We start from the raw sequence: 21314 nt of genomic DNA on the forward strand, positions 1-21314 counted from the left end.
AGCGTTTGCAGACTGCCTATCAGGGCCTACCCTTTGGCTTGTGCCCTTGCCGGGACCCGGCGCGGACGATTACCTCCAATTTAGTCATTGATCAATCGCTCCCGAGGCTCTTACTCATCAATGAGGTATCGAATAAAGTCACCGACTGCATTCTTCCGTCTTGAATTCAAGGAGTAGACAACCATGACCGCCCGCACGACCGTCCACGGCCTCCAGGTCGCCACCGAGCTTCATCGCTTCATCGAAGACCAGGTGCTGCCGGCCACCGGCGTCGCCGGCGATGTTTTCTGGAAAGGCTTCGACGCCATCGTCGGCGATCTCGCGCCCAAGAACATCGCGCTCCTCGCCGAGCGCGACCGGCTGCAGTCGGAGATGGACGCCTGGCACCAGGCCCACCCCGGCCCGATCACGGACATGCCGGCCTACCGCGCCTTCCTCGAAAAGATCGGCTATCTGCTGCCCCAGCCTCAGGGCGTGAAGGCCACGACGGCGAACGTCGACGCCGAGCTCGCGCTGCAGGCCGGCCCGCAGCTGGTGGTGCCGATCCTCAATGCCCGCTATGCGCTGAACGCCGCCAATGCGCGCTGGGGTTCGCTCTACGACGCGCTCTACGGCACCGACGCCATCCCCGAGACCGGCGGCGCCGAAAAAGGCAAGGGCTACAACCCGGTGCGCGGAGCCAAGGTGATCGCGTTCGCACGCGAAGTGCTGGACCAGGCCGCACCGCTGGCCAACGGCTCGCACAAGAATGCGACCGGCTACGCCGTCAAGGACGGCCAGCTGATGGTCGCGCTGCAGAGCAGCAGCACGCCGCTGGCGGAGCCCGCGCAGTTCGTCGGCTACCAGGGCGATGCGGCGGCGCCAAGCTCGGTGCTGCTCAAGCACAACGGCATCCATCTCGACATCCGGATCGATCGCAGCACGCCGATCGGCAAGACCGACGCCGCGGGCATCAGCGACGTGGTGCTCGAAGCCGCGCTGTCCACCATTCTCGACCTGGAAGACTCGGTGGCGGTGGTCGATGCGCAGGACAAGGTGCTCGCCTATTCCAACTGGCTCGGCATCCTTCAGGGTACGTTGACGGAGGAGGTTCAGAAGGGCAGCAAGACTTTCACCCGCGGCCTCAACCCGGACCGCGAGTACACCGGCGCCGACGGGAAGCCGGTCAAGCTGCACGGCCGCTCGCTGATGTTCGTGCGCAACGTCGGCCACCTGATGACCAACCCGGCCATCCTCTACGGCGAGGGCAAGGAGATCCCCGAGGGGATCATGGACGCGGTGATCACCACCACCATCGCCACGATCGACCTGAAGCGCAAGGGCAACTCGCGCACCGGCAGCGTCTACATCGTGAAGCCCAAGATGCACGGCCCGGCCGAGGTGGCCTTCGCCAGCGAGCTCTTCGGCCGTGTCGAGCAGATGCTGGGCCTGCCGGCCAACACGGTGAAGCTGGGCATCATGGACGAGGAGCGCCGCACGAGCGTCAACCTCAAGGCCTGCATTGCCGAGGCGGCGGCGCGGGTGGCCTTCATCAACACCGGCTTCCTGGACCGCACCGGCGACGAGATGCACACCGCGATGCGCGCCGGCCCGATGCTGCGAAAGGGCGACATGAAGACCACGCCCTGGATCCAGGCCTACGAGAAGAACAACGTGCTGGTGGGCCTCTCGTGCGGCCTGCGCGGCAAGGCGCAGATCGGCAAGGGCATGTGGGCCATGCCGGACCTGATGGCCGCGATGCTGGAGCAGAAGATCGGCCACCCGAAGGCCGGCGCCAACACCGCCTGGGTGCCCTCGCCCACGGCGGCCACGCTGCATGCGCTGCACTACCACCGCGTGAACGTGGCCGAGGTACAGAAGGAGCTGGAGAAGATCGACGCCGATGCGCAGCGCGACGACATCCTCGCCGACCTGCTGAAGGTGCCCGTCGCGGCCGAGGCGAAGTGGACGGCGCAGGAGCGCCAGCAGGAGCTGGACAACAACGTGCAGGGCATCCTCGGCTACGTGGTGCGCTGGATCGACCAGGGCGTGGGCTGCTCCAAGGTGCCCGACATCCACAACATCGGCCTGATGGAAGACCGCGCGACGCTGCGCATCTCCAGCCAGCACATCGCCAACTGGCTGCTGCACGGCGTGGTCACGAAGGAAGAGGTCGACGCCACCTTCCAGCGCATGGCGGCGGTGGTGGACCAGCAGAACGCGGGCGATCCGCTCTACCAGAACATGGCCGGCAACTTCGGCACCTCGGCGGCGTACAAGGCGGCGCAGGAGCTGGTGTTCAAGGGCGTGGAGCAGCCGAGCGGGTATACCGAACCGCTGCTGCATGCGTGGCGCTTGAAGGTGAAGGCCGGGCGGGGCTGACAGACCGTTTGCGGACAGACGCCACAGCGCAACGAGCGGTAGTATTCGGCCTATGCAAATCGCCACTGGAACTGTTGTCAACGGCAAGATCGTCCCCGAAGGGGTCGCTCTTGCCGAGGGGGCCGTTGTCACAATTGTCTCGCGTGGTGCTGACGAAAGCTTTTCGCTGGCGACATCGCAGGAAGACGAATTGATTGCCGCCATGGCAGAAATCGAGCGCGGGGAGTACGTGTCGCTCGAAGACCTCCTGAAGTCTCTGCCTCCGCGCGTTTGAAATGACCCTTCGGGTCAAGATTTCCCGTCGAGCGGCAGCTCAAGTGGAAGGAGCCGCCGAGTGGTGGCGGTTGAACCGCCCTGCGGCGCCTGGCGCCATCGCCACCGACATTGGAGCGGCCGTGTCGCTTCTAGCGGAACAACCCGGTGTGGGCGCGAAGTACGAAGGCGCTCGAACTCCGGGGGTGAGGCGTCTTTTTGTGAGCAGAGTCGGCTACTTCATCTACTACAAGGTCGAGGGCGACAGTCTCCATGTGCTGGCCTTTTGGCACGCAAGCCGCGGTCATCAGCCGGTCGTATGAGCACGCATGTACTTTGAAAAAGGGCGCTCGACATGGCAACTACCAAGGACGAAATCGCAGCATTCATAGCCAGCGAGTTCCCGCAAACCAAGTGCGCCGTTCTCGATGCAGGCAATGGTGGCGCGACCGTCGCTCACGAGATCGGCCCAGCCGAGTTGCGGCCGGGAGGCACGGTCTCCGGGCCTGTTCTCATGGCCACGGCCGACGTGGCGCTCTACGTCGCTATCCTCGCTGAGATCGGCATCGTTCCCTTGACGGTGACCACCAGTCTGAACATCAACTTCCTTCGCAAGCCGGTGGCATCGGCACGCGTCATCGGCGTGTGCAAGCTCATCAAGCTGGGTCGCTCGCTGGCGGTTGGCGAGGTCAGCCTGTACTCGGAAGGTCGGACTGAAGTCGTGGCACATGCGGTTGGAACGTACTCCATTCCGCCAAAGGCAAGGTGAGCCCTGACACGAGGTCTCCACCTATGCGCAATGAATCAAGGTGTTCGACACGGCGGCTCACAAGGAGCGTATTGCGGGCATCGTGGCCAAAGCCAACGAGCAGAATCTGACCCGCCTTGCAAGGTCTCAGCGTCATGTAGCGGTGCCATTACAAGCATCATCGGGTTGAAGCGACCTCATGCTCGCGCGCAGTGATGCCTTTCAACGCCCATCGCCGAGGCGCGCCTGCACCTCCCGGCGGCTGAGCTGCCGCTTGGTGGCCGCGTAAACGAAGTCCTGTCCATACATCGCGATCGATGCCCTGGCTGAGTTCCGAATACACCGCATCCCAGGGCCGGTGTAGCTGCTTGTGCAGCCAGCGCTTGAGCGGCGCGAGGTTCTCGTTGAGCCACTTCCGAGAGGCATACCCGCGCTGCATGCCCAGGTGCGCGCCGCGATCCCTGCTGTTGCGCCAGTTGCGCCCGTCGCCCTGCACGCCGCCGCCGCGGCGCGGGCGCTCGACGATCACCTTGTACATGTCCTCCCGCATCTCAAGGCTCCTCGATCTGCCGAATGGCCTTGAGCAAGGCGACCCGTTGCGCGCGCCGTTCGGCGCCTCGGGTGCGCAGGTGGCGGCCTGCGCCCTGGTTCGAGGCGCGATGCGCCATGGCCGCCACCACGGGATTGCGCGGCGCCGGCGCAGCCGGCAGCGGAAAATAAAAACGGCCCAGACGCTTGTCGTCGTTACGGGCTCTGCGTTGCGAACTCATGGCCGCACACTCCAAAAACAAAAAGCCCCGGCTATGGCTGCGCCGGGGCTTTGTCGAAAGGCCTCGGCTGGACGTGGCACATCCAGCCGGGACGGTCGGAGTGCGGATCAGGGGTTCAGAAAACAGTTCATGAATGAGGTGGCGCCAGGGAGGTCAATCGTCGCCCGGCGCGGGGCAAATGCTTGCTGAAACGGAGCGCGGATTGTGTCGAGGCAGGCCGTGACCTGCAAGCCCCGGGTCGCGCAATCGTGGCGCAAAGGCGACGGACAATTCGGGTCTCGAATTGCAACGGAACTCCGCACATGACTCCCTCGCACCGCCGGCCCCAGGTCTGCGTTCTCGGCAGCGCCGAGCCCGGCTCTGCTGCCCATGAGCTGGCAGGTGAAGCCGGGGCGCTGCTGGCGCGCCTTGGTATCACCGTGGTCAGTGGCTGCGGAAGCCCGGCAACCCGGGTGGCCGCCGAGCGCGCCATCGAAGCCGGTGGCCTGGTGCTCAGCATCGTCCCGCCCGACGAGATGCCGCCGCCGGACTGGCCTGCCACCGTGGTCATCCCCTGCGGCATGGGCGATGCACGCAACCTGCTCATGGCGCTTTCGGGGGATGCCTGCATCGTCATCGGCGGCCGTGCGGGAACGATCTCCGAGGTCTGCCTGGCCTGGCTTCACAAGCGTCCCTTGCTGCCGCTGGTGGGCTGCGGCGGCTGGTCGGATGCACTGCCGACGAATCCTCCGGACGAGCGGCAGAACTCGCCCATCCTGCCCTGGGACTCGACCGCCGAGCTCGAGAGCCGGCTGCGTGGCCTGGGCCTGGTTCGAGGGCAGTCATAGGGCGCTCCTCTTTCGTGGCGAAGGCAGGCGATTCAAGCGCTCTGGGGCGCCCTCACCCGCGCCCTCTTCCCGAGGCAGCGGCAGTCAAGCGGGGTCCGGCGCCTCTGGACGCGCTCGCGCAGGGGCCAGCGTTCGCTTCACCTCTGCCGGATCCATGCCGTACATCTCCGCGAACTCCGCCACCGAGCGACCGCTGGCCTCGAAGGCCCGGCGCAGCGCCTCGCGCTTGGCGTTGCGCGCGCCCAGTTCGGCGAAGGCCTCGTCGAGCACTGCGTTGGCGGTCTCGTCGTTGCTGCGCACGACGAGCATGTAGTCTTCGCGCGAGAGGCCCGAGGCCTCGACGGCCGCCATCAGGCGCGCGCGCAGTTGCGGACGCAGGTCCTCGCTGCTGCGCGCCTGGCGCCTGCGGAACACCTCCAGGATCGCGTGGTGCACATGCTCGGGGGCGACGGGCTCCACGGGAACGCCGTTCAGGTCGTGGCGCGGCTTGCCCGCTGCCACGGCTTCCAGGTAGCGCGTGGAACGCGCATGCAGCCCGAGCGCGACCTTCAGGTCCTCGCGCTTGAACTCGTCGGCATGCGCCGCGAGCAGATCCTCGAACACGCCGAGCTTCAGCGGCAGGAAGCGGGCGCCGAACAGCCCGGGGTAGAGCTCGAAGAGGCGTTCGAGCACGGGGTGGGTGCGGCGCGGCCGCGCGGGCTGCTTGCCCGGCGCCGGCTGCTGCGCCTGCGGTTTCGATTGGGCCGCGCCGGCGCGCCGGTGCTTGCGGCCGCGCCGTGCGTTCTGTTCCTCCTGCGCCGGCGCGGGCTGCGGCGAAGGGGCGGTGTCGGTGTCTGCTGTGTTCGAGGTCATGGATGTCGGGCCCTCCCAGGCCATAGCCGCAAGAAGCGGCGCGGACCCGAACTGTAATGCCGCGGCGAGATGCTGCGACTTGCCGCCGCAACGGCCTGCCTCGTGCTGCCCCCCCGTCCTACACCCATGCGCGCGCCGCACCGACCCGGGCCTGGACCCATGTGTCTACGTTTGCAAACACTGAGGCCCAGTCACAACCATCCACCCCTTCAAGGAGATCCTCATGTCATCCATCTCGATTCGCACCGCACTGAAAGCCTCCGCTGCCGCGCTGGCCCTTGCCGGTGCAAGCTTCGCCGTCGCCCAGGGCAACCCGCCGACCACCGGCTCGCCGAACCCTGCAACGGGGGCAGGCCAGCAGGCGCAGGGCACTCAGGGTTCACAGGGCAGCACGCCCATGGGCACGACGGGCACGCCGGCCGCACAGGGCGGCACCTCGGGCAGCGGAACGATGTCTTCGGCCGACACGGCCCCCAGGTCCTCCGACACCACGCGCATGGCGCGCGCTGACCGCAACTGACCGTGCGCCGAATGTCGCCGACCTTGCCGGGCGCGGCGCCCGGCGTGCTCGCACTGGCCCTGATCGCTGCTTCGCTGGCGCTCCCTTTGCCGGCGCGGGCCCAGGGTGAGCTCGAGAGCCTGGTCCAATGGGTGCGAGCCACCGGCGACAACGGGGGAACGGCCTTCGCCGTGGTCGACAAGAAGGGCGCTCGCGTCCATGTTTTCGACGCCGGCGGCAAGGAGCGGGCGTCTGCGCCGATCCTCCTCGGCATGGCGCGGGGCGACGATTCGGTGCCCGGCATCGGCGAGCGCCCCATGGCGCAGATCCGGCCCGAAGAACGCACCACGCCGGCCGGCCGCTTTGCCAGCGAGCCGGGGCGCAACCTGCAAGGCGAAGACATCGTGTGGGTCGACTACGACGCAGCGGTCTCGATGCACCGCGTGCGTGCCACCAACCCGGCCGAACGCCGCCTGGAGCGGCTCGCGACGCCCGGCGTCGAGGACAACCGCATTTCCTACGGCTGCATCAACGTGCCTGCGGCCTTCTACGACACCCATGTGAAGCCGACGCTCGGCACGGGGCGCGGGGTCGTCTACGTGCTGCCGGAAACGAGGCCCCTGGCCGCTGTGTTCGGCCTGGGCACGCGCGTCGCCGCGACGCCGGCTGCGCCACGCTGAGGCAGATCAGGCGCGCTGCGCGGCTTCGGCCTCGGCGCGCAGCCAACGAACGAAATCCTGCGCATCCGCATTGCCGGCCGCGCGCCGCGAGCTCTCGATGAAATAGGCCCGGCGCGAAGCCACATCCGTACCGAAGGGCGCGACCAGGCTCCCGTTCTCGACCAGCTCGCGCAGCAGCGGCAGCCGGCCGATCACCACGCCCTGTCCGGCCACCGCAGCCGCGACCGCGTCGGTGTATTGCGTGAAGCGCACGGAATTCTTCATCCGCAGTTCGGTGAGCCCCATCACCTCGAGCCAGGGCTCCCAGTCGACGGTGGGGGCCTCGTACTTGGGTGCATCGATGGTCAGCAGGGTCTGCTCGACCAGGTCGTCGGGCGATCGCAGCTGCCCGGCAATCCTCGGCGCGCACAGGGGGATCACCGACTCCTCGAAGAGCGCGGGTCCGGTGCCCCGCTCGATGGGCACGAAGCGCACCGCCACGTCGATGCGGCTGCGCTCCAGGTCCAGCACCTCCAGCGTGGCCGACAGCCGCACGTCGACCCGCGGATGGTCCGCGGTGAAGCGGGAGAGCCGCGGGATCAACCAGAAGGAGGCGAAGCCCGGCGTGCAGGTGATCGCGACCTGGCGCAGCATCGGTGCCGCCCGCAGCCGGGCCGTGGCATCGCGCAGGCGCTCCAGGCTTTCGACCACCGCGCGCTGCAGCACGGCGCCGCCCTCGGTCAGTGCCAGGGCGCGATGACGGCGCTCGAACAGCAGCACGCCCAGGCTGGCCTCGAGCTGCTGGATCTGACGGCTGACGGCCGATTGCGTGAGGAAGAGCTCGCCCGCTGCCTGCGTGAAGCTCAGCGTGCGGGCCGCGGCCTCGAAGCTGCGCAGCAGTTCCAGCGGCGGCAGCTCGGCGCTCGCGGGCAAGGGTTTCGCATTCTCTACGCGCATGCAACGAGTTCCATTTGACCGTGTGACTGTGGCTCTCCGGCTCACTATATTCATTCCACAGTCGAATGCAAAAGGATTCCGCCATGAACACCGCTCCCAGCCGTTTCCACCTGAGCCTGGCCAAGCGCACCATCTTCACCCTGCCCGACGCCGCCGGCGTGGGCATCGAATGCCGCAGCGGCAGCGTGTGGGTCACGCTGGACCACGATCCGCGCGACATCGTGCTGGCACCCGGCGAGCGCTTCGAAGGCGACCAGCACCGGCGCATGCTGGTGTCGGCGCTCGAGCCCTCGTGCATCACCGTCTCGGGCTCGCGGCCGGCGGCGATGCCGGTGCGCCAAGCGCCCGCGCAGTCGCCTTGGCGACTCCGGCCCCACGGGATGTCCCCGGCTTGACCTTGCAGCCCCGGGGTTGAACCATCGACTCTCGTGGCCGCAGTGGACCCAGCGACGCCGTCACCCCAGGTGACGGCGTTTTTGCTTTGGGTTGCGCCGGCCATGGCTTTCTCTTCTCCTGACGAGGACATCACATGGCAGAGGCATACATCGTGGCCGCCACGCGCACCGCCGGCGGCCGCCGGGGCGGCAGGCTGGCGGGCTGGCATCCGGCCGACCTGGCGGCGCAGGTGATCGACGCGCTGGTCGCGAAAAGCGGCATCGACCCGGGGGCGGTGGAGGACGTCATCCTGGGCTGCGTCAGCCAGGTCGGCCAGCAGGCCAGCAACGTGGCGCGCAACGCGGTGCTGGCGTCGAAGCTGCCCGAATCGGTGCCCGGGACCTCGGTCGACCGGCAGTGCGGCTCTTCGCAGCAGGCGCTGCATTTCGCGGCGCAGGCCGTGATGTCGGGCAGCATGGACGCGGTGATCGCGGGCGGCGTCGAGAGCATGACGCGCGTGCCCATGTTCACGCCCAACGCGCTGCCGGCCAAGGCCGGCCTGGGCAGCTACACCAGCCCGGCCATGCAGCGCCGCTACCCGGGCGTGGAGTTCAGCCAGTTCACGGGCGCCGAGATGATCGCGAAGAACTACGGCATTCCGAAAGAGGCGCTGGACCGCTACGCCTTCGAAACCCACCGGCGCGCGATCGCCGCGACCCGCGAGGGCGCGTTCGCCGGCGAGATCCTGCCGGTCGAAGTGCGGCTTGCCGACGGCAGCGCGGCGGGCGAGATGCATGCCGTGGACGAAGGCATCCGCTTCGATGTCACGCTGGAGGGCATCGCCGGCGTGAAGCTGATCGCCGAGGGCGGGCGCTGCACCGCCGCCACGGCCAGTCAGATCTGCGACGGCGCCAGCGGCGTGCTGGTGGTCAACGAGCGCGGTCTGAAGGCGCTGGGCGTGCGGCCGCTCGCGCGCATCCACCACATGAGCGTGCTGGGCCACGACCCGGTGATCATGCTGGAAGCACCGATCCCCGCCACCCGGCGCGCTTTGCAGAAAGCCGGCCTGAAGATCGACGACATCGATCTCTACGAGGTCAACGAAGCCTTCGCGCCGGTGCCCATCGCCTGGCTGCAGGTGCTGGGCGCCGACCCGGCCCGGCTCAACGTGAACGGCGGCGCGATCGCGCTGGGCCATCCGCTGGGCGCCTCGGGCACCAAGCTCATGACCACGCTGATCCATGCGCTGGAGCAGCGCGGCAAGCGCTATGGGCTGCAGACCATGTGCGAAGGCGGCGGCATGGCCAACGTGACGATCGTGGAGCGGCTCTGATGGCGGCCGTTCTCTGGGAAGCCAAGGACGGCGTGGCGACGCTGACGCTGAACCTGCCGGCCAAGCTGAACCCGATCGCGCTCGACCTGCAGCACGAGCTGCGCGCCGCGCTTGCCCGCGTGCGCGAGGACCGCGGCGTGCGTGCGGTGGTGCTCACCGGCGCCGGCAAGGCCTTCTGCGTCGGCGCGGACCTGAGTGCGATGCGCCCGCCCGAAGCCGACGAGACGCTGGGCGACCAGACGGCAAAGTGGATGCAGTCGGTGAGCAACCCGCTGATCGAGGCGCTGCGCGCGCTGCCGGTGCCGGTGGTGTGCGCGGTCAACGGCGCCGCCGCGGGCGCCGGCGTGGGCCTCGCGCTGGCCGGCGACGTGACGATCGCGGCGAAGAGCGCCTACTTCTACCTGTCCTTCCTGCCGAAGCTCGGCATCGTCCCGGACCTGGGCTGCACCTGGATCATTCCGCGGCTGGTGGGCCCGGCGCGCGCCATGGGCATGAGCCTGCTCGACGAGCGCCTGGGCGCCGAACGCGCGGCGCAGTGGGGCCTGATCTGGGCCTGCGTCGAAGACGATGCGCTGCTGCTCGAGGCGCAGCAGCTCGCGCAGCGCCTGGCGCGCCTGCCCGCGCACGCGGTCATCGAGGCGCGCCGCGCCTTCGAGGCGTCGGCGCGCCACACCCTGCCCGAGCAGCTGCACTACGAAAGCGAGCGCCAGCGCGAGCTGCTGAACCGACCCAGCTTCGCCGAGGGCGTCGCCGCCTTCCTGCAGAAGCGCGCGCCGAATTTTCCGGGGAGACAGGCATGATCGAACGCACCCTCTTCACGCCCGACCACGAGGCCTTTCGCGACAGCTTCCGCCGCTTCATGGACAAGGAGATCGCGCCCTTCCACGAGGACTGGGAGGCACACGGCTACGTCGACCGGGCGCTCTGGAACAAGGCCGGCGAGAACGGCTTTCTGTGCATGTCGCTGCCCGAGGAACACGGCGGCGCGGGCGCCGACCTGCTCTATTCGGTGATCCAGTTCGAGGAGCTGTGGGCGCGGGGCTTCACCGGCGTCGGCTTCGGTCTGCACAGCGAGATCGTGGCGCCGTACATCCTGCACTACGGCACCGAGGCGCAGAAGAAGAACTACCTGCCGAAGCTGGCGAGCGGCGAGATGGTGGGCGCCATCGCGATGAGCGAGCCCGGCGCCGGCAGCGACCTGCAGGCCGTGCGCACCGCCGCGATCAAGCAGCCCGACGGCAGCTGGCGGCTCTCGGGCAGCAAGACCTTCATCACCAACGGCTGGCATGCGGACCTGGTGATCGTGGTCGCCAAGACCGACCCCGAAGGGGGCGCCAAGGGCACCAGCCTGTTCCTGGTGGAGCGCGGCATGCCGGGCTTCGACAAGGGCCAGCGGCTGAAGAAGCTGGGCCTGAAGGCGCAGGACACTTCCGAGCTCTTCTTCAACGACGTCCACCTGCCGCCCGGCGCCCTGCTCGGCGGCGAAGCGCAGGAGAACCGCGGCTTCGTCTGCTTGATGGAACAGCTGCCCTGGGAGCGGCTGCAGATCGCGATCAGCGCGGTGGCGGCCTCGCAGGCGGCGATCGACCACACCGTCGCCTACGTGAAGGACCGGAAGGTCTTCGGCCAGCCCGTGGGGGCCTACCAGAACACGCGCTACACGCTGGCCGAGCTGCAGACCGAGGTGCAGGTGGCGCAGGTCTTCGTCGACAAGTGCATCGAGCTGCTGATGCAGCAGAAGCTGGATACCGCCACCGCCAGCATGGCCAAGTACTGGACCACCGACCTGCAGTGCAAGGTGATGGACGAGTGCGTGCAGCTGCACGGCGGTTACGGCTTCATGTGGGAGTACCCGGTGACGCGCGCCTATGCCGATGCGCGGGTGCAGCGCATCTATGGCGGCACCAACGAAATCATGAAGGAGGTGATCACGCGGGCCATGGGGCTGCCGGGGCGCTGAAGCGCTGGCATCCGGCGGAGGCCTGCGGGAGAATGCCCGCATGCCTACCCTCAATGCCTTCTATGCACAGTCCGGCGGCGTCACGTCGGTGATCAATGCCTCGGCGGCCGGCGTGATCGAAACCGCGCGCCGGCACGCCGACCGCATCGGTACCGTCTATGCCGGGCGCAACGGCATCCTCGGCGCGCTGGCCGAGGACCTGATCGACACCAGCCTCGAATCGGCCGAGGCCATCGCGGCGCTGCGCACCACGCCCGCGGGCGCCTTCGGCTCCTGCCGCTACAAGCTCAAGTCGCTGGAGAAGAACCGCCGCGAGTACGAGCGGCTGATCGAGGTCTTCAAGGCGCACGGCATCGGCTACTTCTTCTACAACGGCGGCGGCGATTCGGCCGACACCTGCTTCAAGGTGAGCCAGCTGTCGCAGGCCATGGGCTACGCGCTGCAGGCCATCCATGTGCCCAAGACCATCGACAACGACCTGCCGCTGACCGACTGCTGCCCCGGCTTCGGCTCCGTCGCGAAGTACGTGGCGGTGTCCACGCTCGAGGCCTCGCTGGACGTGCGCTCGATGGCCGCGACCTCGACCAAGGTCTTCGTGCTGGAAGTGATGGGCCGCCATGCGGGCTGGATCGCGGCGGCCGGCGGGCTGGCGGCGGACCACGGCATCCCGGTCGTGATCCTGTTCCCCGAGATCCCGTTCGACCAGCCGGCCTTCCTGGCGCGGGTCGATGCGCTGGTCAAGCACCATGGCTACTGCACGGTGGTGGTGTCGGAAGGCGCGCACCATGCCGACGGCAGCTTCCTGGCCGAGCAGGGCAGCAAGGATGCCTTCGGCCACGCGCAGCTCGGCGGTGCGGCGCCGGTGGTGGCGCAGATGGTGAAGGAGGCGCTGGGCTACAAGTTCCACTGGGCGGTGGCCGACTACCTGCAACGCTCGGCGCGCCACATCGCCTCGGCCACCGACGCGCGGCAGGCCTACGAGCTGGGGCAGCGCGCCGTGGAGCTCGCGCTCGAAGGCAAGAACTCGGTGATGCCCACCATCGAGCGCACGTCCGACAGCCCCTATGCCTACCGCATCGGCAGCGCGCCGCTCGACCGGGTGGCCAATGCCGAGAAGTTCATGCCGCGCGACTACATCTCGCCCGACGGCTACGGCATCAGCGACAAGGGGCGTGCGTATCTGCTGCCGCTGATCCAGGGGGAGGACTATCCCGCCTACCGCGATGGGCTGCCGGTGTACGTGACCCTGCAGAACCATTCGGTCGAAAAGAAGCTGCCGGCCTTCGAGATCGCGAAGTGATGGGCGTGAAGCCGGGCCTCGATGCCGCGCGCTGCCCGCTGTGCGGCGAAGCCAATCGCTGCGCGATCGAGCTCGAACGCGAGTCCGGCCAGGCGCAGGGGCCCTGCTGGTGCATGCAGGCCGGCGTCAGCGCGCAGGCGCTCGCCCGCATTCCCGCAGAGGCGCGAGGCCGGGCCTGTATTTGCGCGCGCTGCGCTGTTGATGCAGTTGCGCCGGAGCCCGCTTCGACTCCCTCTGCCTCCGGGAGAGGGTTGGGGTGAGGGTACCGGGCCTTCGCTCGGGCGCACCGCTTCATCGACCGCCCGATGCCCTCACCCCCGCCCTCTCCCCAAGGGAGAGGAAGCAAGTCCATGGGCCTATGGCTAGCAGCCGGCGCGCTGCTCCGAAATCACCTCGTGGATGAACTGCAGCTTTCCCACCGCCACGCGCGGCAGCACGAAGGGGTAGTAGTCGGGCTGGCCCATGCTGCGCGACAGCTCGTTGAGCACGTTGGTCAGCCGCACCCAGCCGTTGAGAAAGTCGAGGAACTCGGCGGCCTTCGGATGCTCGGGCTGCCACAGGTCCGAGGGCTCGAACAGGTCGCTGGTGAGCTCCACGTTTTGCGCATCGACGCCGAAGCTCATCGCGGTATCCGCGGTGTCGGCCATGTGCAGGTAATGGGCCCAGGTCTCGGCCCAGTCCTCCCACGGATGTGAGCTCGCGTAGCTGGTGACGAAGCGGTTGGCCCAGTCGGGCGGCGGGCCGCTCTCGTAATGCGCCTGCAGCGCCGCCGCGTAGTCGGCACGCTCGTCGCCGAAGAGCTCGCGGAAGGGCTCGAGCCAATGCGTGGGCTGGACCAGCAGGTCCCAGTAATAGTGGCCGATCTCGTGGCGGAAATGGCCCACCAGGGTACGGTACGGCTCGCGCATCTCGGCGCGGATGCGCTCGCGCACCGCGTCCTCGGCCTCCTCGGCGTTGAGGGTGATCACGCCCATCTGGTGGCCGGTCATCACGTGCGGGCCGCCCGGGAGGTTGCCGAGGAAGTCGAAGGCCAGGCCATGCACCGGATCGGCCAGCCGCGTGACCACAGGCAGCTGGAGCGCCAGCAACTGCGAAATCAGCCGGCGCTTGGCCAGCTCGAGCTTGCGCCACAACTCGCCGTTGCTCTCGATCGAGAGGTCGGGAATGGTGCGCGTGACGCTGCAGGCCAGGCAAAGGCCGGGGACCAGCCCGTCGGTGTTGAAGGACGGATCGTCGCCCTCGCGCGGCGCCGGCACCATCCAGTTGCAGGCCGCGGGCGTCAGCAGGTTGGCGCAGCGCCGGTAGGCCTTGCCTTCCGGGTCGCCGAAGAGGGTGAAGGTGTCGGGCTCGGCGCCCTCGCGCGTGTCGGGTGCGAGCGGCACCACGCCCAGGTGGTCGATCACGTAGCCGAGCGGCGTGTGGCAGGCCAGGCACTGGCTGTTGCGCAGGAACACGGGCCGGCCGCACTGGCACTGGTAGGCGCGGGTGACCGTCGGCGCCTTCAGCTCGGCAGCCAGCGTGGGGGCGGCCTCGGTGCCGTTGGATGTCTTGTCGTCGGTGGCGGATTCCATGTCTCTCTTCTCTTTGCGTGGCCTGCGGAAGAACGACGGGCCATTGTCGGAGCGGCCGCGGCGGCGCCCGGCCGTGCAATGCCCGTATCCTTGTAGGACAGCCCGAACAGGCTGCGCCACGATGATCGACACGCCCCCGACTCTCTCCCTCAGCGCCCGCTACGGGCCGCGCTACCGCTGGCTGCTGCTCTTTTCGGTGATGGTGGGGGTGATGGCCTCGATCATGTCCTCCACCATCGTCAACGTGGCGATCCCGGGCTTGAGCCACCATTTCTCGCTCGGACAGGAGCGCGCGCAATGGGTCAGCTCGGGCTTCATGGTGGCGATGACGGTCTCGATGCTCACCACGCCCTGGCTGCTGGCGCGCTACGGCTACCGCAGCACCTACGTGGGCACCATGGTGCTGCTGCTGGCGGGCGGCATCAGCGGCGGCCTGGCCAACCACTTCCCGCTGGTGCTGGCCGCGCGTGTGGCCGAGGGGCTGGCGGCCGGGGTGGTGCAGCCAATTCCGGCCATCATCATCCTGCGCGCCTTCGAGCCGCACGAGCAGGGCCGCGCCAGCGGCATCTTCGGCATGGGCGTGGTGCTGGCACCGGCCGTGGGCCCCAGCATCGGCGGCGTGCTGGTCGACCTGTTCGGCTGGCGTTCGATCTTCTTCATGGTGGTGCCCTTCTGCGTCGCCTCGATCTGGCTGGCCTACAAGTTCGTGCCGGTCACCGCGCCGGGAGGCGTCACCGCCGCGCGCAGCGGGGCGCTGGACTGGTGCGGGCTGGCGCTGGGCACGGTCGGCACGCTGTGCCTGCTGAACGGACTGGTCCAGCTGCGCGGCGACACCCCGCTGCAGGCCGCGGCACTGCTGGCCGGCGCCGGGCTGGCCTTCGGGGCCTTCATCGCCTGGCAGCGGCGCGTCGCGGCGGCCGGCGGCACGCCGCTGATGAACCTGGCACTGTTCCGGCATCGGCAGTTCGCGATGGGCAGCGTGGTGGCCTTCATCTACGGCACGGCGCTGTTCGGCTCGACCTACCTGCTGCCGGTCTACATGCAGGTCGGGCTGCACCTGTCGGCCTCGCACGTGGGCACCATCCTGCTGCCGGCCGGGCTGGTGCTGGCCCTCACCATCGCGGGCGTGGGCCGGCTGGCCGACCGGCAACCGACCTGGCTGCTCGTGTGCATCGGCCTGGCGCTGCTGGCCGCCTCCTTCGCGCTGATGCCGGTGCTGCAGCTGGACAGCCCCATCTGGCTGCTGGCGGTCTTCGCGGTGATCGGACGGGTGGGGCTGGGCTTCATCCTGCCCTCGCTCAACCTGGGGTCGATGCGCCCGCTGGAGAAGCCGCTGATCGCGCAGGGGTCCAGCGCGATCAACTTTCTGCGCATGCTGGGCGGCGCCGCCGGCGTGAGCCTGTGCGCGATCGTGCTCGAATGGCGGCTGGCCGCGCGTGGCGATTCGCTGGCGAACACCGCCCCCAGCACGGCGCGGCTGGCGGCCTTCGACGAGGTGTTCATGCTGCTGGCCGGGCTGTGCGCACTGGCCGTTTGCGCCGCGTGGCAGCTAAGAGAAAAGCGCGAGCCCTGAGCCCTGCGCTGCGTTCTAATCACCCGCATGTGCCAGCTTCTCGGAATGAACTGCAACACGCCGACGGACGTGACTTTCAGCTTCTCGGGCTTCGCGCAGCGCGGCGGTCGCACCGACCACCATGCCGATGGCTGGGGCATCGCTTTCTTCGAGGACCGCGGCCTGCGGCACTTCGTCGACCACCAGCCGGCCTGCGAGTCGCCCGTGGCCGAGCTGATCCGGCGCTACCCGATCAAGAGCCGCAACGTCGTTGCCCACATCCGCAAGGCCACGCAGGGGGCGGTGAACCTGCAGAACTGCCATCCCTTCGTGCGCGAGCTGTGGGGGCGCTACTGGGTGTTCGCCCACAACGGCGACCTGAAGGACTTCCGGCCGCGGCTGCACGGCAACTTTCACCCGGTGGGCAGCACCGACAGCGAGCATGCCTTCTGCTGGATCATGCAGGAGCTGGCCAAGTCGCACGCCGACGTGCCCACGGTCGATGAGCTGACGCTCACGCTGCGCGAGCTGGCGCCGCGCTTCGCACGCCATGGCACCTTCAACTTCATGCTCTCCAACGGACAGGCGCTGTGGTCGCATGCGTCGACGAACCTCTGGTACATCGAGCGGCGCCATCCCTTCCTGACGGCCGAGCTGTCGGACGAGGACCTGTCCATCGACTTCGCCGAGCACACCACGCCCGACGACCGCGTGGCGGTGGTGGTGACCGCGCCCCTGACCGTCAACGAGACCTGGACCGCCTTCGCGCCGGGCGAGCTGGCGGCCTTCGTGGACGGGCAGCGCCGGGCCTGAGCCCGGCCGAGGCTCAGCGCAGCTCGGCCTCGAGCGCGTCGATGAACATCGCCGGCACGTCGAAGCCGGTCTGGTCCGTGATCTCCTGGAAGCAGGTCGGGCTGGTGACGTTGATCTCCGTGAGCGAGTTGCCGATCACGTCCAGGCCGATGAGCAGCAGCCCGCGCTCGTTGAGCACCGGGCCGATGGCCTCGGCGATGCGCCGGTCCTGCTCGGTCAGCGGCTGCGCCACGCCCTTGCCGCCGGCGGCGAGGTTGCCGCGCACCTCGCTGCCCTGGGGGATGCGCGCCAGGCTGTAGGGCACGGGCTGGCCGCCGATCACCAGGATGCGCTTGTCGCCCTGCGTGATCTCGGGCAAGAAGCGCTGCACCATGATCGTCTCCGCGCCGTGCTTGTTGAGCGTCTCGACGATGGAGCCGAGGTTCAGCCCGTCGGCCCGCACGCGGAAGATGCCCATGCCGCCCATGCCGTCCAGCGGCTTCAGGATGATGTCCTGGTGCTCGGCATGAAAGGCGCGCACCGCATCCGGGTCGCGCGTGACCAGGGTGGGCGTGGTGTACTCCGCGAACTCCATGATCGCGAGCTTCTCGGGATGGTCGCGCAGCGACCGCGGCTTGTTGATCACGCGCGCGCCCTCGCGCTCGGCCTGCTCGAGCAGGTGGGTGGCGTAGATGTATTCGGGGTCGAAGGGCGGGTCCTTGCGCATCAGCACCAGGTCGAAGGCTTGCAGGGGGCGCTCGATCACGGCTTCCTCGCGGAACCAGGTGGCTTCGCCGGTCAGCGTGATCTCGCGCACCTTCGCGACGACGGGGCGGCCGCGCTGCCAGGTCAGGTCTTGCGGCAGGCAGGCCGAGAGCTTGTGGCCGCGGCGCTGCGCCTCGCGCATCATCGAGAAGGTGGTGTCCTTGTAGATCTTGAACTGCTCGAGCGGATCGGCAATGAAGAGGATGTGCATCAGGATGTCTTTCCGGCGTTCGATGAAGGGCGGGCCGCGTCTGCTGCCGCAGCGGCCCGGGCGTCTTGCTCGATCTTGCAGGCAGGCCCGATGTCCTTGCCGGCGAAGGGTTTGGGTGCTGGGTGCTGCATGGCCCTGGGTCGGCTAGATCTCGATCTTCGAGCCGAGCTCCACCACCGCGTTGTTCGGCAAGCCCAGGAAGCCCGCCGCTCCGCTCGCACTGTGGTGCATCTGGGCGAACAGCTTCTCGCGCCACGGCGCCATGCCGCTGCTGAGCGTGGGAATGACCACGTCGCGCGAGAGGAAGTAGCTGGTGGTCATCGGCTCCAGCTGGCAGCCGCGCAGGCGCGTATGCTCGAGCGCGCGCGGCAGGTCGACATCGTTCTTGAAGCCGTAGTGCACGATCACCTGCCAGCAGTGGTGGCCGAGCGCCTCCATCTCGATGCGCTTGTCCATCGGAATCCAAGGCACCTCGTGGTTGCGCACGGTGACGAACAGGTTCTGCTCGTGCATCACCTTGTTGTGCTTGAGGTTGTGCAGCAGCGCATTGGGCACGACGCCGGGCTCGGCGGTCATGAAGACCGCGGTGCCGTCGACCCGTGCCGGCGGATTGACGAAGACCGAGTCCAGGAAGCCGCGCAGGTCGATGGCCTCGGCCATCTGCATCTGGCCCATGAGGCGGCGGCCTTCCTTCCAGGTCAGCATCAGCATGAAGACGGAGCCGCCGATCACGAGCGGGAACCAGCCGCCCTCGAACAGCTTGAGCAGGTTGGAGGCGAAGAACAGGAAGTCGACCACGAAGAAGGCGCCGGTCGCCGCGATGCACAGCGCCAGCGGGTACTTCCAGGCGTAGCGGATCACGAAGAAGGTCAGCACCGTGGTGATCAGCATGTCGGTGGTGACGGCGATGCCGTAGGCCGCGGCCAGGTTGCTGGAGGAGCGGAACATCACCACCGCGAGCACGATGGCGACGAACAGGCCCCAGTTGACGAAGGGGATGTAGATCTGCCCCGCGGCACGCACGCTGGTGTGCTCGATGTTCAGGCGCGGCAGGTAGCCCAGCTGGATCACCTGGCGCGTGACGCTGAAGGCGCCGGTGATCAGCGCCTGCGAGGCGATCACCGTGGCCGCGGTGGCCAGCAGCACCAGCGGGATCAGCGCCCACTCGGGCGCCATCATGAAGAAGGGGTTCTTCACCGCCGCGGGGTTCTCCAGCAGCAGTGCGCCCTGTCCGAAGTAGTTGAGCGTGAGCGCCGGCATGACGATCGAGAACCAGGCGACGCGGATCGGCCGCTTGCCGAAGTGGCCGAGGTCCGCGTAGAGCGCCTCCGCCCCGGTCACGCACAGCACGGTTGCGCCCAGGATGATGAAGCTGGTGCCCGGGTTGTCCCACATGAAGCGCAGCGCGAAGTGCGGGCTGACGGCCTTGAGGATGGACGGGTGGGTGAGGATCTGCGAGACGCCCAGCAGCGCAATGACGAGGAACCACGCCAGCGTGATGGGCCCGAAGAAGCGGCCGATGCCGGCGGTGCCGTGCTTCTGCACCGCGAACAGGCAGAACAGCACGACCAGCGTGATCGGGATCACGTAGTGCTTGAAGTGCGGCGACACCACCTCCAGGCCCTCGACCGCCGACAACACCGAGATGGCCGGGGTGATGACGCCATCGCCGTAGAACAGCGAGGTGCCGAAGATGCCGACCACCAGCAGCACGTGGCGCAGCCGGGGCTTGTCGACCACCGCCTGCGAGGCCAGCGCCAGCATCGCGACCAGGCCGCCCTCGCCCTCGTTGTCGGCTCGCAGCACCAGCACCACGTACTTGAGGGAGACGATCACCGTCAGCGTCCAGAAGAACATCGACAGGATGCCGTAGACGTTCTCGACCGTGAACGGCACATGGCCGTGGCCGAACACCTCCTTGACCGCATACAGGACGCTGGTGCCGATGTCGCCGTAGACGACGCCGATGGCCGCGAGGATCAGCGCGGCGGAGGAGGATTTGGTGGGAGACACGGAAATCGATGCACAAGGGTGTGCGGCGTGAACTTCACGCCCGGCGCTTCGGCGGCCTCATGCGGCCTGTCCTGTCGCCCTCCGCCCTCGGGGTTTGCGTTGCTGTGGGGTCGCTATTTTGCCGCCACCCGGACCCGCCGCAAGACCGGGCGATTAAGAAATCATTCGTACGTCTCGGCGTCCGGATCGGTGGCCTCCATTTCGTAGCTGGCCGCCACCATGGCCAGCCGGCCGATCACCCCGTACATGTAGAAGCGGTTCGGGGCGCTCGCGCCAGGCTTGGCGCCCGGCTGCGGTAAGTGCGCACTCTCCGAGAAGGCCAGCGGCACGAAGCTGGCGCCCGGGATGTTCAGGTTTTCGTCGGGGCTGCGCTCCGCATGCACCCGGTAGAAGCCGCCGACCACGTAGCGATCCATCATGTAGACCACCGGCTCGGCCACGCCGTCATGCACGCGCTCGTTGGTCAGCACGCCTTCCTGCACGATCAGGTCGCCAGAGGCGCGCACCTCGTCGTTGGCGGCGGCGCCGCGGGCGCGTGCGCGATGGTTGAAGGCCTCCAGGTCTTTCACGTCGCGCACCGTCATCACGCCCATGGGGTCGGCGCCGTTGTCCGACTTGACCACCACGAAGGGCTTTTCGTTGATGCCGTATTCCTTGTACTTGCGGCGGATCTTGGTGAGCAGCGCATCGACGTGGCTGGTGAGCACGTCCAGCCCCTTGCCTTCCGCCAGGTCGACGCCGCCGGCGCGGGCGTGCATGGGGTTGATCAGCCAGGGGTCGATGCCCAGCAGCTTGCCGAAGCGCTTGGAGACTTCTTCGTAGCTGTGCAGGTGGTTGCTCTTGCGGCGCACCGACCAGCCCGCATGCAGCGGCGGCAGCAGGTACTGCTCGTGCAGGTCCTCGAGGATGCCCGGCGTACCGGCCGACAGGTCGTTGTTGAGCAGGATGGTGCAGGGGTCGAAATGCTTGAGCCCCAGGCGCCGCCGGCTGCGCACCACCGGTTCCAGGCACACGCTCTCGCCGTGCGGCAGCTCGATCTTCTTGGGCGACTTGATGGCGGGGTCGATGGAGCCGACCCGCACGTTGAGCCCTGCCATGTGGAAGATCCGCACCAGCCGCGCCACGTTGGCCAGGTAGAAGGTGTTCTTCGAGTGGTTTTCCGGGATCACCAGCAGGTTGCGCGCCTCGGGGCAGATCTTCTCGATGGCGGCCTGGGCGGCCTGCACCGCCAGCGGCAGCATGTCGTCGGTGAGGTTGTTCCAGCCGCGCGGATAGAGGCTGGTGTCGACCGGCGCCAGCTTGAAGCCGGCATTGCGGATGTCGACCGAGCTGTAGAAGGGCGGCGTGTGCTCCATCCATTCGAGCCGGAACCAGCGCTCGATGGCCGGCATGGAGTCCAGGATGCGCTGCTCCAGTTCGTTGATCGGGCCGGTCAGGGCGGTGACGAGGTGGGGAACCATGAGGCGGCCTTGTTATGCGTGTTCTGCGACGAAAGGTGGAGTGGAATTGTAGGATTT

23 protein-coding genes are annotated in these 21314 nt (G+C 68.1%); 15 read left to right on the forward strand and 8 right to left on the reverse strand.

What is annotated here, in order from left to right; translation table 11 throughout:
• The first annotated feature begins 183 nt into the window (after positions 1-183).
• From AC3A6Y_RS01270 to AC3A6Y_RS01285, 4 genes are read left to right on the forward strand one after another with little or no spacing between them, the layout of a single operon-like run.
• The gene (locus AC3A6Y_RS01270) at positions 184-2361 is read left to right on the forward strand and encodes a malate synthase G (RefSeq protein ID WP_487866420.1); all 2178 of its coding nucleotides are present in this window, start codon (positions 184-186) and stop codon (positions 2359-2361) included.
• Positions 2362-2413: 52 nt separating this feature from the next.
• Entirely contained in the window at positions 2414-2635 is a 222-nt protein-coding gene (locus AC3A6Y_RS01275; protein WP_487866421.1) for a hypothetical protein, read from the forward strand.
• A 1-nt stretch (position 2636) separates the two neighbouring features.
• Complete coding sequence (locus AC3A6Y_RS01280) at positions 2637-2936, forward strand: type II toxin-antitoxin system RelE/ParE family toxin (protein WP_487866422.1); 300 nt, start codon at positions 2637-2639, stop codon at positions 2934-2936.
• A gap of 32 nt (positions 2937-2968) precedes the next feature.
• Complete coding sequence (locus tag AC3A6Y_RS01285) at positions 2969-3382, forward strand: PaaI family thioesterase (protein WP_487866423.1); 414 nt, start codon at positions 2969-2971, stop codon at positions 3380-3382.
• 157 nt (positions 3383-3539) lie between these two features.
• On the opposite strand, the gene AC3A6Y_RS01290 is transcribed toward AC3A6Y_RS01285, so the two are convergent.
• The gene (locus tag AC3A6Y_RS01290) at positions 3540-3911 is read right to left on the reverse strand and encodes a hypothetical protein (RefSeq protein WP_487866424.1); all 372 of its coding nucleotides are present in this window, start codon (positions 3909-3911) and stop codon (positions 3540-3542) included.
• A 1-nt stretch (position 3912) separates the two neighbouring features.
• Positions 3913-4131 carry a hypothetical protein gene (locus AC3A6Y_RS01295; RefSeq protein ID WP_487866425.1) on the reverse strand — a complete coding sequence of 73 codons (219 nt, stop codon included), beginning with the start codon at positions 4129-4131 and terminating at the stop codon, positions 3913-3915.
• 302 nt (positions 4132-4433) lie between these two features.
• Here AC3A6Y_RS01295 and AC3A6Y_RS01300 point away from each other — a divergent pair, with 302 nt between their 5' ends.
• Positions 4434-4958: an SLOG cluster 4 domain-containing protein gene (locus AC3A6Y_RS01300; protein WP_487866426.1), complete on the forward strand. Its 525-nt coding sequence runs from the start codon at positions 4434-4436 to the stop codon at positions 4956-4958.
• Positions 4959-5042: 84 nt separating this feature from the next.
• On the opposite strand, the gene AC3A6Y_RS01305 is transcribed toward AC3A6Y_RS01300, so the two are convergent.
• Complete coding sequence (locus tag AC3A6Y_RS01305) at positions 5043-5810, reverse strand: ProQ/FINO family protein (protein WP_487866427.1); 768 nt, start codon at positions 5808-5810, stop codon at positions 5043-5045.
• A gap of 223 nt (positions 5811-6033) precedes the next feature.
• Here AC3A6Y_RS01305 and AC3A6Y_RS01310 point away from each other — a divergent pair, with 223 nt between their 5' ends.
• Positions 6034-6330: a proteophosphoglycan ppg4 gene (locus tag AC3A6Y_RS01310; RefSeq protein WP_487866428.1), complete on the forward strand. Its 297-nt coding sequence runs from the start codon at positions 6034-6036 to the stop codon at positions 6328-6330.
• Between the two features lie 11 nt (positions 6331-6341).
• Positions 6342-6989, forward strand: a complete 648-nt coding sequence (locus AC3A6Y_RS01315) for a L,D-transpeptidase (protein ID WP_487866429.1) — start codon at positions 6342-6344, stop codon at positions 6987-6989.
• A 6-nt stretch (positions 6990-6995) separates the two neighbouring features.
• Here the strand turns inward: AC3A6Y_RS01315 and AC3A6Y_RS01320 are convergent, their stop codons facing one another.
• The gene (locus AC3A6Y_RS01320) at positions 6996-7925 is read right to left on the reverse strand and encodes a LysR substrate-binding domain-containing protein (RefSeq protein ID WP_487866430.1); all 930 of its coding nucleotides are present in this window, start codon (positions 7923-7925) and stop codon (positions 6996-6998) included.
• 83 nt (positions 7926-8008) lie between these two features.
• Here AC3A6Y_RS01320 and AC3A6Y_RS01325 point away from each other — a divergent pair, with 83 nt between their 5' ends.
• From AC3A6Y_RS01325 to AC3A6Y_RS01350, 6 genes are all read left to right on the forward strand, one after another.
• Positions 8009-8320 carry a DUF2917 domain-containing protein gene (locus AC3A6Y_RS01325; protein ID WP_487866431.1) on the forward strand — a complete coding sequence of 104 codons (312 nt, stop codon included), beginning with the start codon at positions 8009-8011 and terminating at the stop codon, positions 8318-8320.
• Between the two features lie 134 nt (positions 8321-8454).
• On the forward strand, positions 8455-9633 hold the full coding sequence (locus AC3A6Y_RS01330) for an acetyl-CoA C-acetyltransferase (RefSeq protein ID WP_487866432.1): 1179 nt from the start codon (positions 8455-8457) through the stop codon (positions 9631-9633).
• Positions 9633-10433, forward strand: a complete 801-nt coding sequence (locus AC3A6Y_RS01335; protein WP_487866433.1) for an enoyl-CoA hydratase-related protein — start codon at positions 9633-9635, stop codon at positions 10431-10433. Before AC3A6Y_RS01330 ends, AC3A6Y_RS01335 begins: the two co-directional genes overlap by 1 nt.
• Entirely contained in the window at positions 10430-11593 is a 1164-nt protein-coding gene (locus tag AC3A6Y_RS01340; RefSeq protein ID WP_487866434.1) for an acyl-CoA dehydrogenase family protein, read from the forward strand. Before AC3A6Y_RS01335 ends, AC3A6Y_RS01340 begins: the two co-directional genes overlap by 4 nt.
• A gap of 40 nt (positions 11594-11633) precedes the next feature.
• Positions 11634-12893 (forward strand): 6-phosphofructokinase, encoded by a 1260-nt coding sequence (locus AC3A6Y_RS01345; RefSeq protein WP_487866435.1) that lies wholly within the window; start codon positions 11634-11636, stop codon positions 12891-12893.
• Positions 12893-13153, forward strand: coding sequence for a cysteine-rich CWC family protein (locus tag AC3A6Y_RS01350; RefSeq protein WP_487866436.1), 261 nt, complete (start codon positions 12893-12895; stop codon positions 13151-13153). The genes AC3A6Y_RS01345 and AC3A6Y_RS01350 overlap by 1 nt, the downstream gene beginning before the upstream one ends.
• 102 nt (positions 13154-13255) lie before the next feature.
• Here the strand turns inward: AC3A6Y_RS01350 and AC3A6Y_RS01355 are convergent, their stop codons facing one another.
• Entirely contained in the window at positions 13256-14464 is a 1209-nt protein-coding gene (locus tag AC3A6Y_RS01355; protein ID WP_487866437.1) for a zinc-binding metallopeptidase family protein, read from the reverse strand.
• A gap of 121 nt (positions 14465-14585) precedes the next feature.
• Between AC3A6Y_RS01355 and AC3A6Y_RS01360 the strand changes: the two genes are divergently transcribed.
• Positions 14586-16037 carry an MFS transporter gene (locus AC3A6Y_RS01360; RefSeq protein ID WP_487866438.1) on the forward strand — a complete coding sequence of 484 codons (1452 nt, stop codon included), beginning with the start codon at positions 14586-14588 and terminating at the stop codon, positions 16035-16037.
• A 27-nt stretch (positions 16038-16064) separates the two neighbouring features.
• Positions 16065-16829 (forward strand): class II glutamine amidotransferase, encoded by a 765-nt coding sequence (locus AC3A6Y_RS01365; RefSeq protein ID WP_487866439.1) that lies wholly within the window; start codon positions 16065-16067, stop codon positions 16827-16829.
• 13 nt (positions 16830-16842) lie between these two features.
• Here the strand turns inward: AC3A6Y_RS01365 and gshB are convergent, their stop codons facing one another.
• From gshB to gshA, 3 genes are all read right to left on the reverse strand, one after another.
• Complete coding sequence (gshB, locus tag AC3A6Y_RS01370; RefSeq protein ID WP_487866440.1) at positions 16843-17784, reverse strand: glutathione synthase; 942 nt, start codon at positions 17782-17784, stop codon at positions 16843-16845.
• Positions 17785-17928: 144 nt separating this feature from the next.
• Positions 17929-19797, reverse strand: coding sequence for a potassium transporter Kup (locus tag AC3A6Y_RS01375; protein ID WP_487866441.1), 1869 nt, complete (start codon positions 19795-19797; stop codon positions 17929-17931).
• 161 nt (positions 19798-19958) lie between these two features.
• Positions 19959-21257: a glutamate--cysteine ligase gene (gene gshA, locus AC3A6Y_RS01380; protein WP_487866442.1), complete on the reverse strand. Its 1299-nt coding sequence runs from the start codon at positions 21255-21257 to the stop codon at positions 19959-19961.
• Positions 21258-21314 lie beyond the last annotated feature (57 nt).

Source organism: Variovorax sp. Soil_C_17 (genome assembly GCF_057657265.1).